The following is a 14,386-nucleotide window of genomic DNA, read 5'->3' as shown; positions in this document are numbered from 1 at the left end:
GGACTAGCTGCGACAACAAACTCTTCTCCACTTTCGTGCAAACCGCTGCCTGGAGTCCTTCGAATACATGGATGTACAGGTGCTGATTCGCCGAAAGGGGGTGATTAAATGAAGTCGACATGCTCTGCAATGCTCCGGCGGGCACTGGGCGTGGCCGGGTTCCTGATTGGACTCGGTCTCCTGTCCGCGGGAGTGGCGAGTGCTGACGAGGGCGACTCACCTGGCCTGTTGGGTGGAGTCGCCAACCTCGTCGCACCAGTGACCGAACCGGTGCTGGCACCGCTGGCGCCGACTGTTGACACCGCGGTGCAGACCCTGAGTCCGGTGTTGGAGCCCCTCCAACCCGTGACTGAGCCGGTGCTCGCTCCCGTGGTGCGCATGGAGCAACCCGTTACGGAGGTTCCGCCGGCACCGGTCGTCGTGCCAGAGGTGCAGACCGCGCCGCTGCCTGACCGGGTCGCGGTGGCAACTACCCCGCAACAGCAACAGATCTCCGCACCTGACGTGGCGTCACCTGGTGTGGCGCAACCTGACACGGCGCCGCCGATCGAGGCGCCGCCGATCGACGTACCGCAGAAGCAGTCACCTGAACTGCCGTTGGCTTTGTCCGGCACGACAGGATCGGTGTCGTCGAGTGGATCGGCGAGTCCGGCTGTCTCGGATCTCCCAGCGTTGTCGGGAGTTCGTCCGCACGGCGGTTCGTCCGTCGTGAGCTGGGACCACCAGGTCCACGGGTCGTGGTGCTACTACTACGGCCGAAGTCATCCCAGTTGAGCGGTCCTGCCAACCAAGCCGACAGATCACCAAGCTTGATTGACGGGAAGGTTCGACATGCACAGCTATGTGCGACGCGGTCTCGTGGCCGCAGCGTTCTCGGGAGGTTTTCTCCTGTTCGGAACGGCGATGGCGAGCGCCGACACGGGCGACCACGGTCTCCTGGGCGGCGTCGGTGACGTCGTGAACTCGGTCGTGAACGGTGGCAACGGCGGTAACTCGGGCGACGGCGGCAACGCCACCAGCTCGAACAACGCCACCTCCGGAAACTCGGGCGACTCCGGGAACTCCGGCGCCACCGGCGGCAACAGCGCCTACGGCGTCTGCGTGCTGGCCGAGTGCCACACCAACGTGAGCTCGGGCAACTCCGGTAACACGGGCGCCACCGGCTCGACCGGCGATGCCTCCAACCACAGCAGCACGGTGGGCGGCGACTCCGGCGCGGCGGGCAACGGTGGTGACGCCACCGCGGCTGGCCACGCGAAGAAGGTTGGCGCGACCGCGGGCAACGGTGGCAACTCGGGCAACGGCGGCGACGCCGCGAGCTCGAACACCGCCCGGTCCGGCAACTCCGGTAACTCGGGCAACTCGGGTGCCACCGGCGGCAACAGCGCTTACGGCGTCTGTGTGCTGGCGGAGTGCCACACGAATGTCAGCTCGGGCAACTCGGGTGACACCGGCGCCACGGGTTCGACCGGCGACGCTTCCAACCAGAGCAGCACGGTGGGCGGCGACTCCGGCGCTGCTGGCGACGGTGGCGATGCCACCGCGGCTGGCCACGCGAAGAAGGTTGGCGCGACCGCGGGCAACGGTGGCAACTCGGGCAACGGCGGCGACGCCACCAGCTCGAACAACGCCACCTCCGGAAGCTCGGGCGACTCCGGGAACTCCGGCGCCACCGGTGGCAACAAGGCGGTCGTTCGCACGATCGGTGAGCAGCACGGCCACAGCTGGTCTTGGGACAACACCAAGTCCTGGACCAAGGTCACGTCGGGTGACTCCGGCGACACGGGTGCCACCGGCGCGACCGGTGACGCGTGGAACCACAGCGCCACGGCCGGCGGCAACTCCGGCCCTGCCGGTGACGGCGGCGACGCGGCGGTCATGACCAAGGGTCAGAAGTGGGGCCACCACAAGAAGTCCGGCTCCACTGAGGCCACCGCGGGCAACGGCGGCAACTCGGGTGACGGCGGCGACGCCACCAGCTCGAACAACGCCACCTCCGGAAGCTCGGGCGACTCCGGGAACTCCGGCGCCACCGGTGGCAACACCGCCGTGGTGAAGTCCGAGAACAAGGGCCACGAGTGGTCCGGTCACCGCGGCGACAACTGCCACGGCTGGAACCACGACGGTTGGAAGCACAGCTGGAAGAACCACGGCACCAAGTCCTGGACCGAGGTCACCTCGGGCAACTCCGGTGACACCGGCGCCACTGGTCCGACCGGTGACGCTGCCAACCACAGCAAGACGGTCGGTGGCCACTCCGGTCCGGCGGGCGACGGCGGCGACGCCGCGTCCTGGACCCACGGGAAGCACTCCGTGAAGGCGTGACCACGAGGTGATCACAGGGCGGGGCCGGCAGCTGCCGGTCCCGCTCTTTCGCGCTCGGCCGGGCGAGGGACTGGCGGCCGGGGTGAAGAGGTCGGCCAGGCGGACAACGCCATCAAGTCCTGGCTGGAGCGCATCGACTCGCCGTCTCCTGAACCCGGCGAGTAGACTGACCTCACCGAGGGCATGTCGCGCGTCAGCGTTCAAGCTGATGTCGCCTTGGGCGCACGAGAAATCCGGCCGGTTCGGCTGGAGGCGGGAGCGCCGAGTTGACCTCGGACCTCAGTCTCGGTGTCATCGCACAGTCACGCAAGGAGAACGAGCTCCGGCTTCCGATCCACCCGCTGCACCTGGAGCGGATCGACGTGGATCTGCGTGACCGCATCTACCTCGAACACGGGTACGGCGAACGCTTCGGCATATCCGACGCGCAACTCGCGGTTTCCGTCGCGGGATTGCGTTCGCGCGAAGAGCTCATCGCGACGTGCGATGTGATCCTGCTGCCCAAGCCTCTCGCTCAAGACGTCGCGGAACTGAGGGAAGGGCAGGTGCTGTGGGGCTGGCCGCACTGCGTGCAGGACACGAAGCTCACCCAGCTGGCCATCGAGCAACGGCTGACCGTCATCGCGTTCGAGGCGATGAACCACTGGACCACCGATGGTTCGTTCGGCCTGCACGTCTTCCACAAGAACAACGAGCTCGCCGGCTACTGCTCGGTGTTGCACGCGCTGCAACTCGCGGGTTCGACCGGTGACTACGGCCGGAGACTGAGCGCCGCCGTGATCGGTTTCGGTGCTACCGCACGAGGTGCCGTGACGGCTCTCAAGGCGCACGGCGTGCACGAGGTCAACGTTCTGACCAACCGGGGTGTCACGGCGGTCGGCTCGCCGATCCACTCGGCGCGGATGGTCCACTTCGACCACGACGACGCCGATCCGCGGCGCAGTCACGCGATCACCGACGACGGGAGCGTCCCGCTGGCCGGATTCCTCGCGGAGCACGACATCATCGTCAACTGCATGCTGCAGGACCCGGACAAGCCGCTGACGTTCCTCATCGAGGACGACCTGCCCGCGTTGTCTCCCGGCACGCTCATCGTCGACGTGTCCTGCGACCGGGCGATGGGGTTCGCCTGGGCCCGCCCGACCTCGTTCGCCGAGCCGTCCTTCCTGGTGGGCGAGAACGTCCGCTACTACGGCGTGGACCACAGCCCCTCGTACCTGTGGAACTCGGCGACCTGGGAGATCAGCGAAGCGCTGCTCCCGCACCTGCGCTCGGTGCTCACCGGGGCCTGGGACGCCGGCGACATCATCCGGCGTGCCATCGAGATCCGCGACGGCGTCGTCCAGAACCCCGGCATCCTCTCGTTCCAACACCGTTCATCGGAGTACCCGCATGCCCACGTCTGAGCCGCGAACCACCGAAGTGGACGATCACGCCGGCACCGCCGCCGTCTGTGCGGCGTGCCCCCACCCGTGGGAGGAGCACGACCCGCTCGGCGTTCGGTTCTGCGCCGCGACCACCGCCTCCGCACTGCCCAGAGGCTGCATCTGCGGGTGACCCGGCGGTCAGCTCGCCGGGTGGCGCAGAGGTGCTCCTGCGTCGTGCAGGTGGCGCAGCACCTGGGCGTAGGAGTGACGCAAAGTCGTTTTGCTGTACGGGATTCCGTGCCGGGCGCAGAAGTCCTCGACGAGCGGCTGCGCGTACCGCAGGTTGGGGCGGGGCATGTGCGGGTAGAGGTGGTGCTCGATCTGGTGGTTGAGGCCACCGAGCAGGGCGTCGACCCACCGGCCACCGGTGACGTTGCGGGAGGTCAGCACCTGCTTGTGCAGGTGGTCGAGGCGCTCGCCCGCGGCGATGATCGGCATTCCCTTGTGGTTCGGTGCGAACGAGCAGCCCAGGTAGACGCCCATCAAGCCTTGGTGCACAACGATGAACACCACTGCCTTCACCGGTGACAGCACGAGGAACACCGCCGTCAGGTAACCGGCCAGCGGCAGGATCTGAAGCGCGGCCTCCCGCCACGGATTGCGCAGTTCGTTGCGGCACAACGCGACGAGGCCGGAGATCCGCAGCATGGCCGCCTCGGCGAGCAGCAGCGGGAAGAACAGGAACGCCTGGTGCTTGGTGATCCAGCTGTACACGCCGTGTTTCGTGGTGGCCTGCGCGCGGCTGAACGCGAGGGCGTGGATCTCGATGTCCGGATCGTGGTCCTCGTGGTTGGGGTTGGCGTGGTGACGGTTGTGCTTGGCCACCCACCACTGGTAGCTGATGCCGGTGAGGCCGCCGTGCAGATGCCCGACCACGTTGTTGTTGCGGTGGCTGCGGAAGATCTGCCGATGCCCGGCGTCGTGCCCGATGAACGCCAGCTGCGTCGAGGCCACGGCCAGGACGGCCGCGGTGAGCAGTTGCCACCAGGAGTCGCCCAGCAGCACGAACGTCACCGCGATCGCGCCGAGCAGCAGCGCGTTGATCGTCATCCGCGCGAAGTAGTAGCCGAGCCGGCGGTCCAGCAGGCCGGCGGCTTTGATCTCCTGGGTCAGCCGCGCGAAGTCGCTGCCGGGCGGGCGTTTCGCGGTGTCGGTCGAGTCGTGCCGCGTCGAGGTCATGTGTGCTCCGGTTCGCTGGTGTGGATGTCGGCGGGCAGCACGTGCTCGTCGGCTTCATCCGATGCCAGGGTCCGGGGTCATCGGCGCGATGGCGCTGTCGACAGCGCCAGCAGGTGAGTTCCCCTCCACATCGCCCACCAACCCTGTGGGCCGGGCAGAGGAAGGCTCTCTCCTCACCGTACGGCAGTCAGCGGTCCGGCGAGGAGGAGCACCGCGCCGAGCAGTTCAACGGCCAGCAGCCGTCGCCGGGCCCACCTGGCGTACGCCACGATCACCACGGCGTGCCGGGAACGCCCGCCATCACGACGGCGCTCGCCCGGATCCTTCCGGTGACCCTGGTCGATCCCGCGCCGGGCCGCTGACCGCTCGCGGACTCGTCCACTGTGGATCTACCAGCTCGACCGCGGCCGGCTGACCCTCGTCAGCGCGGTGACCTCCGGTGACCGGGCGTTGACCTGCTGGGCGACGTCGGACAGCAGCTGGCCGGAGTTGCGGGCGTAGTTCCGCATGAGCGAGAAGGCGTCCTCGACCCCGATCTGCAGGCGTTCGGTCAGCACGCCTTTGGCCTGCTCGATCTCGACGCGGCTCGCCAGCGCGACTTGCAGCTGCTCGGCGAGCATCTGGTTGTGCCGGGCGGACCGCACCTGCAGAAGGCTGATCGTCGCGACGTTCGCGAACGACTGCGCCAATGCGCCAGACCCCTCGGGGAGCGGGCCGGGCGAGGTGCGGAACAGGTTCAACGAGCCGATGACGTCTTCTCGCAGCCTCATGGGCAGCGCGTCGAACGCGCCGAACCCGAGCTTCGTCGCCGCGGCGCTGAACCGCGGCCATCGCTGTGGTTCGGCATGCAGTTCGGGGCACAGCACGGGCTGTCCGGACCGGAAGCACTCCGCGGCCGGGCTGTCTTCGCTCTGGAGCAGCAAGTGCTCCATGGGGCGCACGAGTTCGCTGGAGGTGGCCACCAGTTTGAGCGCACCCTGGTCGTCGGCCAGCAGGATCGCGGCCGCGTCCACGGCCAGCAACTCGACACAACGTTCGGCCAGCACGTGCAGGAACTCGATGCTGTCGAAACGTTCCACGAGCGTGTCAGCCAGCTCGACGAAGGTCTGTGCCACCCGTTGGTCCGACACCTGTTCCACCTCATCATTTGTCGTTGTTGGTCGCGGCAGCAGAGCCATCGCCATCTCGGCCAGTTGCACCACTGCGGCGATCTCGTCCGGCGTGAGGGCGCTGCCGGTGTCGCGGTGGACTTCCAGCGCGCCGACTGACATGGCGCCCTGGGTCAACGGGAAGGCGAACACGGCCTCGACCCCTGCCTCGACCGCGGCGGACGCGAAGAGCGGCCAGCGCACCGTGCTCACGGAGTCCACGAGATCGGGCACGAGCACCGGCCGGTTGCGCTGTGTCGCTTCGAACGCGGGCCCTTCGCCGAGCACGGTCTGCAGTTCCGCGAGCTCCTCGCCGCAGAAACCGGTGGCCTCGAACAGGCGGACGGCACCCTGGCCCGCGCGCAGGTAGATCGCCGTGCCGACGGCGTTCGTCACGACCCCGGAGGCGATGCAGACGTGGCGAACGGCGGCCCGCTGGGTTTCGCCCACGGTGCTCACTGACATCTCCCTCACGAGACCAGAGCGGCCGCGGGGTCTGGACGGCCTTTGTTCGAGGGTAGCCCGGCCGGGATCGAGATCAAACTGTTCTGCTCATTTCGCGCCATCTGCGTCAGTCGCCTGCTGGAGCGGGATGAGAATTTGAGGGCTGAACGGCCCAGTGGCCGGACTTCGGCTGGCGCAAGCTGGCTACCAGCATCGACGGGTGCGTCGGTGCCCGAAAATATTCGAGGTCATTCCGGTTTGCCGTGCGGAAATGAGTGTAGTGTCAATTTTGCCGAGAATTTCTCGTACCTGAGCGGTCAAGCTCATGTCGTACTCGGTGAGAACCAGAACCGGTTGATTTTTTCGGCCGGAGACGGGAGCCCCGGCATGACGTCGGCCCCTCACCAATCCATCACCCCACTGGCTGTCACGGCCACCGAGCAGCCTCGGTATCCGCTGCGATTGCGGTTGCGGCCGAAGGCGCTCACCTCGGGGTATGTCGACGGTGCGTGGTGGCCGCGTTCCCGGGACCTCGCCGCCGAACTGCCCGCGCTGCTCGCGGTGCTGGCAGTTCGGCTGGGCGAGATCCCGCGGGTGAGCTACAACCTGACCGAGTGGGACACCGCGCCGCGGCAGATCTCCGCCGACGGCGTCCGAGTGCGGCTGAGCGGATTCTGGTCCAGGCCGCCGCACACCGTGGACGTCATCTCGGGTGACCGGCGCCGCCACACGTTGCTCCTCATACCGCCGGACACCGACCCGTCGGCCGCCCACCAGATCATGATGCGCGCCGCACTCCGCGAGAACACCGACACCGTCGAGGACCTGCTCGGCGCGGAACTCCCTCGCACCACCACGTCGGCGCCGGACACGGGCGGCCGGATACCACAGCAGATCATGCGAGGAAGTCGATGACCGCAAAGGCTTACACATCCGCGTACGAACGCCGGCTCCAGATGGTGCAGGACGTGTTGTCCGGCCGCGCCGAACTCGGCGACAAGGCCGCGAGGGAAGTCGCCGTGCAAGTGCTGCGCGCGCTGGACCACATCCCGGAGAGGGTGCGTTGACCTCGCCTCACCCTGGACGCGAGGACCGTCCGACGCGGAGCACTCGGCTGCTCCGCGTCGGATGCGCGTTCACCTACCGCGCGGAGGTGCCCACACCGGCGGTGTTCCTGGTCGGCGTGGCGCGCAGCGGCGACGTCCTGGTGAGCCGTGAACATCTGGCGGTGCAGCCGGAAACCGCGGTTCGGCACTACTTCGACCTGTACGGCAACAGGTGCGCACGCGTCGTGCTGCCCGCTGGTCTGTCCACTGTGGACTACAGTGCCTGGGTTGACGTACCCGATCGTGCCGAGGACGTCGACGAGGACGCGCCGGAGATCGCGCCGGACGACCTTCCCGACGACGTTCTGCTGTACACCCTGCCCAGCCGCTACTGCGTGTCCGACGTGCTCGGTGACGAGGCGTGGTCGAGGTTCGGCACCCGTCCGCCCGGCTATCCGCGGGTGCGGGAGATCTGTCAGCACGTCCACGACACGCTGAGCTTCGGCTACGGCACCTCCACCTCGTCGTCCACCGCCGCGGACGTCAACGCCTCGGGCATCGGTGTCTGCCGTGACTTCGCGCATCTGGCGATCTCGTTCTGCCGTGCGCTCAACATCCCCGCCCGCTACGCCTTCGGCTACCTGCCGGAGGTCGGTGTGCCGCCCGATGACGCGCCGATGGACTTCGCGGCGTGGATGGAGGTGTGGCTGGGGAACCGCTGGTGGACCTTCGACCCGCGCAACAACACGACCCGCAAGGGACGTGTCGTCATCGGCCGCGGCCGGGACGCCGCCGACGTCGCCATGGTCACCACGTTCGGCGGTCCGGTGCTGGAATCGATGGCCGTGCACGCGGAAGAGGACCTCGCGCCCGCCTGGCGGTGACGGTGCGGATCAACGCGCTCGCGGATCGGTGTCCTTGGTGGCCACCAGCTCCGTCATGTCGATCGTTCCGGCGATGACACCTTCCGCCACCGCGCTGAGGTGCTTGTTGTGGCTCCTCGAATAACGGCGCAGGGTCTCGAACGCCTGGCTCATGTCGCTCCGCATCCGCTCGGCGAGCACCCCCTTCGCCTGCTCGATGAGCACCCTGCTCTGCAACGCGTGCTGCAACTGCCCGGCGAGCAGGTCACGATGACTGATGACCTGGGCCTGGAGCAGGCCGATGGTGGCGACGTCCGCCATCGCCTGCGCGACCCTGAGCGTCGGCTCCGGCAGCGATCCCTCCCCGACGGTGAACAGGTTCAGCGCGCCGATGGTCTGTTCACGCAACCGCATCGGCAACGCGTGCAGCGCGCCGAACCCGGCGGCCCTGGCCATGGAGGCGAACTCGGGCCATCGTTGCGGGGACTCGGTGAAACTGGCGATCGTCACCGGCGCGCTGGTGAGATAGCACTCCATGCACGGGCCCTGCCGGTGCTGGAGTTCGAAGAGCTCGAGCAGCCGGGCACGGTCGCTGGAGGCACCGACCACCTGGAGCTCACCGTGGTGGTCGACGAGCAGGATGCCGGCGGCGTCCACCTCCAGCGTGGTGACGCAGTTGTCGGCCAGCAGGTGCATGAACTCGACCGGGTCGAAGTCGGCGACCAGGGTGTCGGCGAGCTCGACGAACGTCTCCGCCAGATTCTCCATGGACATGGGCGTCACCTCTGTTGATCAATCGCCGGACGGGGAGGAGTGATCATCTGGATCAGACCGGACCCTCCGGACTCAGTCGCAGGCGCCGGGAGACGATGTCACGGGCGACATCGATGACCGACCGGTCATGAGCGAACGCGTGTGCGCGCAGTCGCACCAGTGCCTCGTCCATGCTCACCCCCAGCTGGACCGACAGCATCCCGGTGGCCTGGTGCACCTCGGCACGGCTCAGCGGCATTCCGTCGGCTGGAGGAACCTCGGAGTCGAGGTGCAAGCGGGTCAGCTCGTCCAACAGCAGGGACATGATGAGGTCGGCCACGACGTGCGCGTCCTGGACCTGTTCCGGACTCAGCGGACCCGGGCTCGTCCGGTGCAGCACGAGCGCGCCGATGCGGATCGCACCGCTGCGCAACGGGAACACGAACACCGCTCGCGCGCCGGCGGCGATCGCGGCCGGCACGTACAGCGGCCACCGCTGGTCGTTCTCCCAGGAGTCCAGCTGTGCCACCAGCACCGGCACCCCGGATCGGACGGCGTCCTCGCAAGGTCCTTCGCCCAGGGTGAACCGCAGGTTCTCGAGCTGGGTGCCGATCTCGTTGGTGGAGTACCTGGACTCGCCGCGGCCGGTGCCGTTCATCAGGGTCAGCTGGGCGCCGCTCACCCCGATCAGCCGGATGCACGCGTCGCACACCGCCTCGCTGGAAGTCGTGATGCCGCGCGCCGCCGCGTCTTCGGCGAGGTACGCCAGGAGCTTGGCCAGTCGCTCACCGCTCACCGCCGCCACCCTCCGTCGCGGAAAGCATCCCACGCACAGCTGTTCACGGCGGAAGAGGGCGCGGCCGGGTGATCACCGCGCGCAGTGCTTCGAGCGCCTGGTGCTGCACCAGCCGCACCACCTCCGGAGTGGAGCCCAGCACTCGCGCCGCCTGCTCGGCGGACAGGCCGTGCACAACGCGCAGTTTCAGCACCGCACGTTGCTCGTCGGTGAGCACTTCCAGGTACCACGGGCCGGGCTCGGCCGAGCGCTTCATGGCACTGGCGGCACCGGCGTGGCGGTACCGGCGTCGATTCGCTCGGCGAGCGCCAGCGCACCGGCGTGGCCGCGCAGCTTGCGCGCGTGCGCCGCGAGCGGGCGGAAACGATCGCGCATGCGGGCGGATCCGACGTTCGCCGACGTCGCGAGCGCCCGCAGGCCGGTGTGCACGCCGACCTCGACGTCCCCTTCGATCATCTGGCTGGTCGACAGCAGGATCAGGCAGAGGGCCCGGCTGCGGACCATGCCCTCGCCGTAGCCGCCGATCGCCGTGGTGAGCAGGGCAACGGCGCTCGCCGCGTACTGCCGCCCCGCGGTACCGGCCAGGTCGGTGTGCACGGCTCCGGCCATCCCGGACAGGTCGGCCTCGGTGAAGAACGCCGCCCAGCCGGCCACGCCGGTGCGGTTCGCGGTGATGAACTGCTCCTGACCGCGGTCGAGCAAGGTGCGGGCACCGTGCTCCGCGCCCTTCTTCGCGCACGCCCACGCCGCGTTGACCGACAGGATGCTGGCCGCGAGGTCGTCCCCGGACCGGGAGGCCGCGAGCCGCCCGAGGTCGAAGTACCGCGACGCCTCGTCGAGCTGTCCGTGGTGCAGGAACACCCGGCCGAGCCGGTAACACACGTTGGCGGTCAACCCGTCCGCACGAGCCAGCCCCGCGAGCACCAGGGCGTGACAGAAGTGGTTGTGCGCGTTGTTGACCAGACCGGCGTCGAAGCACACCCAGCCCGCCAGGTTCCGCAGGTCCGCCAAGGCGACGTGCAGCCGTTGCCGCACCTGCTCGGTCGCGGGTGAGGTGAGCAGCGGGAGACTTTCGCGGATCAGCAGCCGAACACCGTCGAGGCAGCTCTCACCACCACTGCGGTAGTCCGTCTCGCGCAACGCGCGGGTGTCCTCTTCCAGGCGCGCGATGTCCGAAAGCCCGATCATGACAGCACCTCAGACCATGGGTCATGGCGAGTGGCACCGCCGGGGACCGGGGCGGTCTGGGGCGTCACCGATTCTAGTCCTGAGCGCCGTCGAGTTCGGCCTCTGTTCGGTCGCAAACTTGATCGTCACGACCGCCCAGCACTCCGGCCCGGCACCTGTCCGCAGAATGAAGAGCCCGGAAAAGCAGAAAAGCAGGTCGAGACGAATCTCTACCTGCTTCTCTGATGTACGCCGCCAGGGACTCGAACCCCGGACCCGCTGATTAAGAGTCCTCGGGTGGTCCTCGACGGTGGTACCGGCTGATGTCAGCGGATGCTGTTTCCGCACGTCAAGTGCAGGATCCAGAGGCCAGGCCTGCCGCTCGATGCCAGTCTGTGTCGTCGCAGGTCAGCGTTCTCGGGCCCGTTTCGGGCTCGCATTCGGGGTTCTTGCAGGACGTGACGAGGACGGTCACGGTGATCATCGCGGCGGTTGTCGGCCTGACGTTTCTCTTCGGGTTCGGCAACGTGCTCAGCCTTGCGCTGCGGCTCGGTGTACCGGTGTGGGTGGCCCCGTTGATCGCGCCAGCGGTGGACTTGTCGATCCTCGGGCTGCTTCTGGCGACGAGGTACCTGGCCTTGCACGGTGCATCGGCAGTGGATCTTCGGCCTCTGCGCAGGTTCACGTTGTTCGTCAGTGTGGTGTCGCTGGCTCTCAACGCGGCTGAGCCGTTGTCGACCGGTGAGTACGGCAAGGCGGCGTTCGACGCGGTTGGTCCGGTGTTGTTGATCGGTTGGGCGGAGGTCGGTCCGCAGGTCTTGCAGGCGCTCGCCCGTATCAGTCCGCCTGAACCCGTCCCACTGGCTCGCGAACGCGTTGAGCGTGATGAGCTTGCGTCTGCAGTGTCCTCGCCGGACGACTTGGTGCGTGCTCGGCGTGCTGATGCGCGGTATTGGGCCTCGCATCTGCGCCCGATTCCGGCCGATGTGCTTCGCAGGGAACTGGAGATCGGCACTGTCCAGGCACGTGAGCTGATCGCACTGGTTCGCCGTGAAGTCGCGGCCAAGGTGTGGGCCACCGTCGCTTAGTTCAGTCCTGTTGGCCGTCGTGCAGGGGGTGGTTCAAGGTGTGCGGGGCCGTAGTCGAGTAGATCTTGACCGCACCGACAGCTCTGGTCCGGAGACCGTGACCCCAGACGGGACGGGACGCGGAAGACGGCCAAGAGGTCGCGGATAACGCTGTCTCCAGCGCAACGGATGAGCGACGTCCGCAGGAACCTCCAAGGTGTCGTTGAGCGCGGTCAGCATCAAGATTGGCGCACCGCCTGGTCTCCGGACTGTCCTCGTCCTGTTTCGGGTCCACGTTGCGTCAAGGCGAAGCCTGCAGGTCAGCTAGTCGTAGACCCTGCAAGGCGCGACTCCGCTTGTGTGCGCTGGCTAGGCGCGCGTACGAACGCTATTCCACGCGGTCGTGACCTGAAAATGCGTAACGAAAGTCCGAAGCAGTCCGACTTGATGATCGGTAGGTGGTGTATCAAATCCGACTTCGTGGGGACTGATCAACAACCGTGTTGGTCGGCTTGTGTGGGTTACTTATCTCCTGCGTGTGCGTGCCAGGCATCGGTCGCGCCGGGTCGACGGGATACTGAATCGCCCACATGGTCCAACGCTGGCCCGGTGAACTGCTAAGCCTGTCATCGTGGAGGTAGACATCAGCGCCAACGGAATCATTATATGCGCTAACAGGGGCCCGGTCTCTTTCGTGCCATCCGCTCAAGGCGCACACCGGTGGCGAACAGGCCCGAACGGACTAGTCGCCGTCGTGCTCCCTGCGTTGCGCGCATTCGGTGGATCTTGGATCTTTGCAGCTGAGACCGCCGCGGATCGAAGGGTGGCGGAAAGTCTTCGGCGTGGGTTTCCTTTGCCTCTTCTAGAGGATGGGGTAGCCCTGCATCCGGTGGCTGTTCCGCCAGACGCGTACCGCGAGTACTATGAAGAGTTCGCAGTTGGCCTACTTGGTATGCTCTTCCATTACCTCTTTCCCATGCCTGGGGTGCTGCGCGATGGCTTAGACCTCAATAAATCGTGGCCTGCCTATCGTAAGGTAAATGAGATATTCGCGCGGCAGATTGTGGAAACTCACCGCGATTCCCCAGTGCTCGTGCAGGACTATCATCTCTTGCTTGTCGCTGATGAAGTGCGTCGTCTTGACTCGGGATTCGGGCAACCTTTGATCTATTTTCACCACGTTGCATGGTGTCAATCGGACTACTTTGGAATGATCCCGTCTAGCCTCAGGTCGCACATCCTTCGCGCCATGACTTCCTATGACGTTGTTGCCTTCCATAGCTCCCGATGGGCCGATTCATTCATGGCCTGCTGTGATCGGTACCTAGACGGCGTGATCTGTGAACCTGGCGTGATCCGGCACGATAGGGGTGAGACTCGTGTTGCTATATCCCCTGCGGCTATTGATAGGGATCACGTCCTCGAAGGCGCCCGCCATCCCGAATTTCAGGTTTGGCAACAGAAGCTTCGAGTGATGGCGGGTGGCCGCTGGACGTTGGGCCGGGTCGAGCGAGCCGATCTCTGGAAGAACCCACTACGTGGGCTCTTGGCTGTAGATGAGTTCCTTCGCACGACACCGGACGCGGAGGGGCGCGCGTGGTTCCCGGTCCTGCTGTCGCCTACGCGGACCTGGCGTTCTGACTATCGGTCATACCTGACGCAGGTTCAAGACACCGCCGACCGGATTAACGCGACGCACGAGGGGATACAGGGGGGTCGGCCCGTGGAGATCTTCACAGCAGAAGGTACCTTCGAAAGTGATCGCGCCCTCGCATTGGCGATCATGAGCGTGGCTGATGCGATGATTGCCAACCCTGCATTTGATGGACTCAATCTGATACCCAAAGAAGCCGCGATAGTTGCGGAAGGCGATCCGGTGGTCATCGTCTCTGAGAATGCTGGGGTATACGACGAGTTAGCCGGGATCGCATTGAAGGTGAATCCATTCGACGTAGGCGACACGGCTCGCGCACTGAGAACCGCATTCCGGATGCCGCCGGAAGAACGAAGGAGGAGAGCTGACGCGCTGAGAGCCAGAGTGTCGTCTCGCACCTCGCGCATGTGGATTGAAGAGCAGTTGTCGCCGACGCGCACCAGCACTGCGTAGGGCGTACGTCGTCCGGTCTTGCTGACCGGATACCGGGATTATCGAAGCAGGTCTTGGAGGCGAG

The 14,386-nt window shown here is 66.6% G+C and carries 16 protein-coding genes; 10 read left to right on the top strand and 6 right to left on the bottom strand.

The window, feature by feature from the left end; translation table 11 throughout:
• The first annotated feature begins 108 nt into the window (after positions 1–108).
• The 4 genes from SK803_RS27850 (at position 109) to SK803_RS27835 (ending at position 3,882) form a co-directional block, all read left to right on the top strand.
• Positions 109–774: a hypothetical protein gene (locus SK803_RS27850; protein WP_319969070.1), complete on the top strand. Its 666-nt coding sequence runs from the start codon at positions 109–111 to the stop codon at positions 772–774.
• Between the two features lie 57 nt (positions 775–831).
• A complete protein-coding gene (locus SK803_RS27845; RefSeq protein WP_319969069.1) occupies positions 832–2,325 on the top strand; it encodes a hypothetical protein in 1,494 nt (497 codons plus the stop codon).
• Between the two features lie 266 nt (positions 2,326–2,591).
• Positions 2,592–3,731, top strand: coding sequence for a N(5)-(carboxyethyl)ornithine synthase (locus SK803_RS27840; RefSeq protein ID WP_319969068.1), 1,140 nt, complete (start codon positions 2,592–2,594; stop codon positions 3,729–3,731).
• On the top strand, positions 3,718–3,882 hold the full coding sequence (locus tag SK803_RS27835; RefSeq protein ID WP_319969067.1) for an RGCVC family protein: 165 nt from the start codon (positions 3,718–3,720) through the stop codon (positions 3,880–3,882). Before SK803_RS27840 ends, SK803_RS27835 begins: the two co-directional genes overlap by 14 nt.
• 8 nt (positions 3,883–3,890) lie before the next feature.
• Here SK803_RS27835 and SK803_RS27830 read toward each other — a convergent pair whose 3' ends face one another.
• Positions 3,891–4,931 carry a fatty acid desaturase family protein gene (locus tag SK803_RS27830; protein ID WP_319969066.1) on the bottom strand — a complete coding sequence of 347 codons (1,041 nt, stop codon included), beginning with the start codon at positions 4,929–4,931 and terminating at the stop codon, positions 3,891–3,893.
• A gap of 113 nt (positions 4,932–5,044) precedes the next feature.
• Here SK803_RS27830 and SK803_RS27825 point away from each other — a divergent pair, with 113 nt between their 5' ends.
• Positions 5,045–5,293, top strand: coding sequence for a hypothetical protein (locus tag SK803_RS27825; RefSeq protein WP_319969065.1), 249 nt, complete (start codon positions 5,045–5,047; stop codon positions 5,291–5,293).
• Between the two features lie 27 nt (positions 5,294–5,320).
• Here SK803_RS27825 and SK803_RS27820 read toward each other — a convergent pair whose 3' ends face one another.
• Entirely contained in the window at positions 5,321–6,538 is a 1,218-nt protein-coding gene (locus SK803_RS27820; protein ID WP_319969064.1) for a GAF and ANTAR domain-containing protein, read from the bottom strand.
• A 372-nt stretch (positions 6,539–6,910) separates the two neighbouring features.
• On the opposite strand from SK803_RS27820, the gene SK803_RS27815 reads away from it, so the two are divergent.
• The 3 genes from SK803_RS27815 to SK803_RS27805 all read left to right on the top strand — a co-directional run bounded on the left by SK803_RS27815 (position 6,911) and on the right by SK803_RS27805 (position 8,453).
• Positions 6,911–7,438 (top strand): DUF5994 family protein, encoded by a 528-nt coding sequence (locus SK803_RS27815; RefSeq protein WP_319969063.1) that lies wholly within the window; start codon positions 6,911–6,913, stop codon positions 7,436–7,438.
• On the top strand, positions 7,435–7,590 hold the full coding sequence (locus SK803_RS27810; RefSeq protein WP_319969062.1) for a DUF6307 family protein: 156 nt from the start codon (positions 7,435–7,437) through the stop codon (positions 7,588–7,590). Before SK803_RS27815 ends, SK803_RS27810 begins: the two co-directional genes overlap by 4 nt.
• A gap of 86 nt (positions 7,591–7,676) precedes the next feature.
• A complete protein-coding gene (locus SK803_RS27805; protein ID WP_319969061.1) occupies positions 7,677–8,453 on the top strand; it encodes a transglutaminase-like domain-containing protein in 777 nt (258 codons plus the stop codon).
• A 9-nt stretch (positions 8,454–8,462) separates the two neighbouring features.
• On the opposite strand, the gene SK803_RS27800 is transcribed toward SK803_RS27805, so the two are convergent.
• From SK803_RS27800 to SK803_RS27785, 4 genes are read right to left on the bottom strand one after another with little or no spacing between them, the layout of a single operon-like run.
• Positions 8,463–9,206: a GAF and ANTAR domain-containing protein gene (locus SK803_RS27800; RefSeq protein WP_319969060.1), complete on the bottom strand. Its 744-nt coding sequence runs from the start codon at positions 9,204–9,206 to the stop codon at positions 8,463–8,465.
• Positions 9,207–9,258: 52 nt separating this feature from the next.
• Positions 9,259–9,981 (bottom strand): GAF and ANTAR domain-containing protein, encoded by a 723-nt coding sequence (locus SK803_RS27795; protein WP_319969059.1) that lies wholly within the window; start codon positions 9,979–9,981, stop codon positions 9,259–9,261.
• A gap of 43 nt (positions 9,982–10,024) precedes the next feature.
• Entirely contained in the window at positions 10,025–10,237 is a 213-nt protein-coding gene (locus SK803_RS27790; protein ID WP_319969058.1) for a sigma factor-like helix-turn-helix DNA-binding protein, read from the bottom strand.
• Positions 10,234–11,169: a tetratricopeptide repeat protein gene (locus SK803_RS27785; RefSeq protein WP_319969057.1), complete on the bottom strand. Its 936-nt coding sequence runs from the start codon at positions 11,167–11,169 to the stop codon at positions 10,234–10,236. Before SK803_RS27785 ends, SK803_RS27790 begins: the two co-directional genes overlap by 4 nt.
• 455 nt (positions 11,170–11,624) lie before the next feature.
• Here SK803_RS27785 and SK803_RS27780 point away from each other — a divergent pair, with 455 nt between their 5' ends.
• Together SK803_RS27780 and SK803_RS27775 are read left to right on the top strand one after the other, a co-directional pair.
• On the top strand, positions 11,625–12,236 hold the full coding sequence (locus tag SK803_RS27780) for a DUF2637 domain-containing protein (RefSeq protein WP_319969056.1): 612 nt from the start codon (positions 11,625–11,627) through the stop codon (positions 12,234–12,236).
• A gap of 610 nt (positions 12,237–12,846) precedes the next feature.
• Positions 12,847–14,322, top strand: a complete 1,476-nt coding sequence (locus SK803_RS27775) for a trehalose-6-phosphate synthase (RefSeq protein ID WP_319969055.1) — start codon at positions 12,847–12,849, stop codon at positions 14,320–14,322.
• Positions 14,323–14,386 lie beyond the last annotated feature (64 nt).

Source organism: Lentzea miocenica, from assembly GCF_033949945.1.
Taxonomy (GTDB): Bacteria; Actinomycetota; Actinomycetes; order Mycobacteriales; family Pseudonocardiaceae; genus Lentzea; species Lentzea miocenica.
This window is presented reverse-complemented; position numbering and strand designations above follow the sequence as displayed.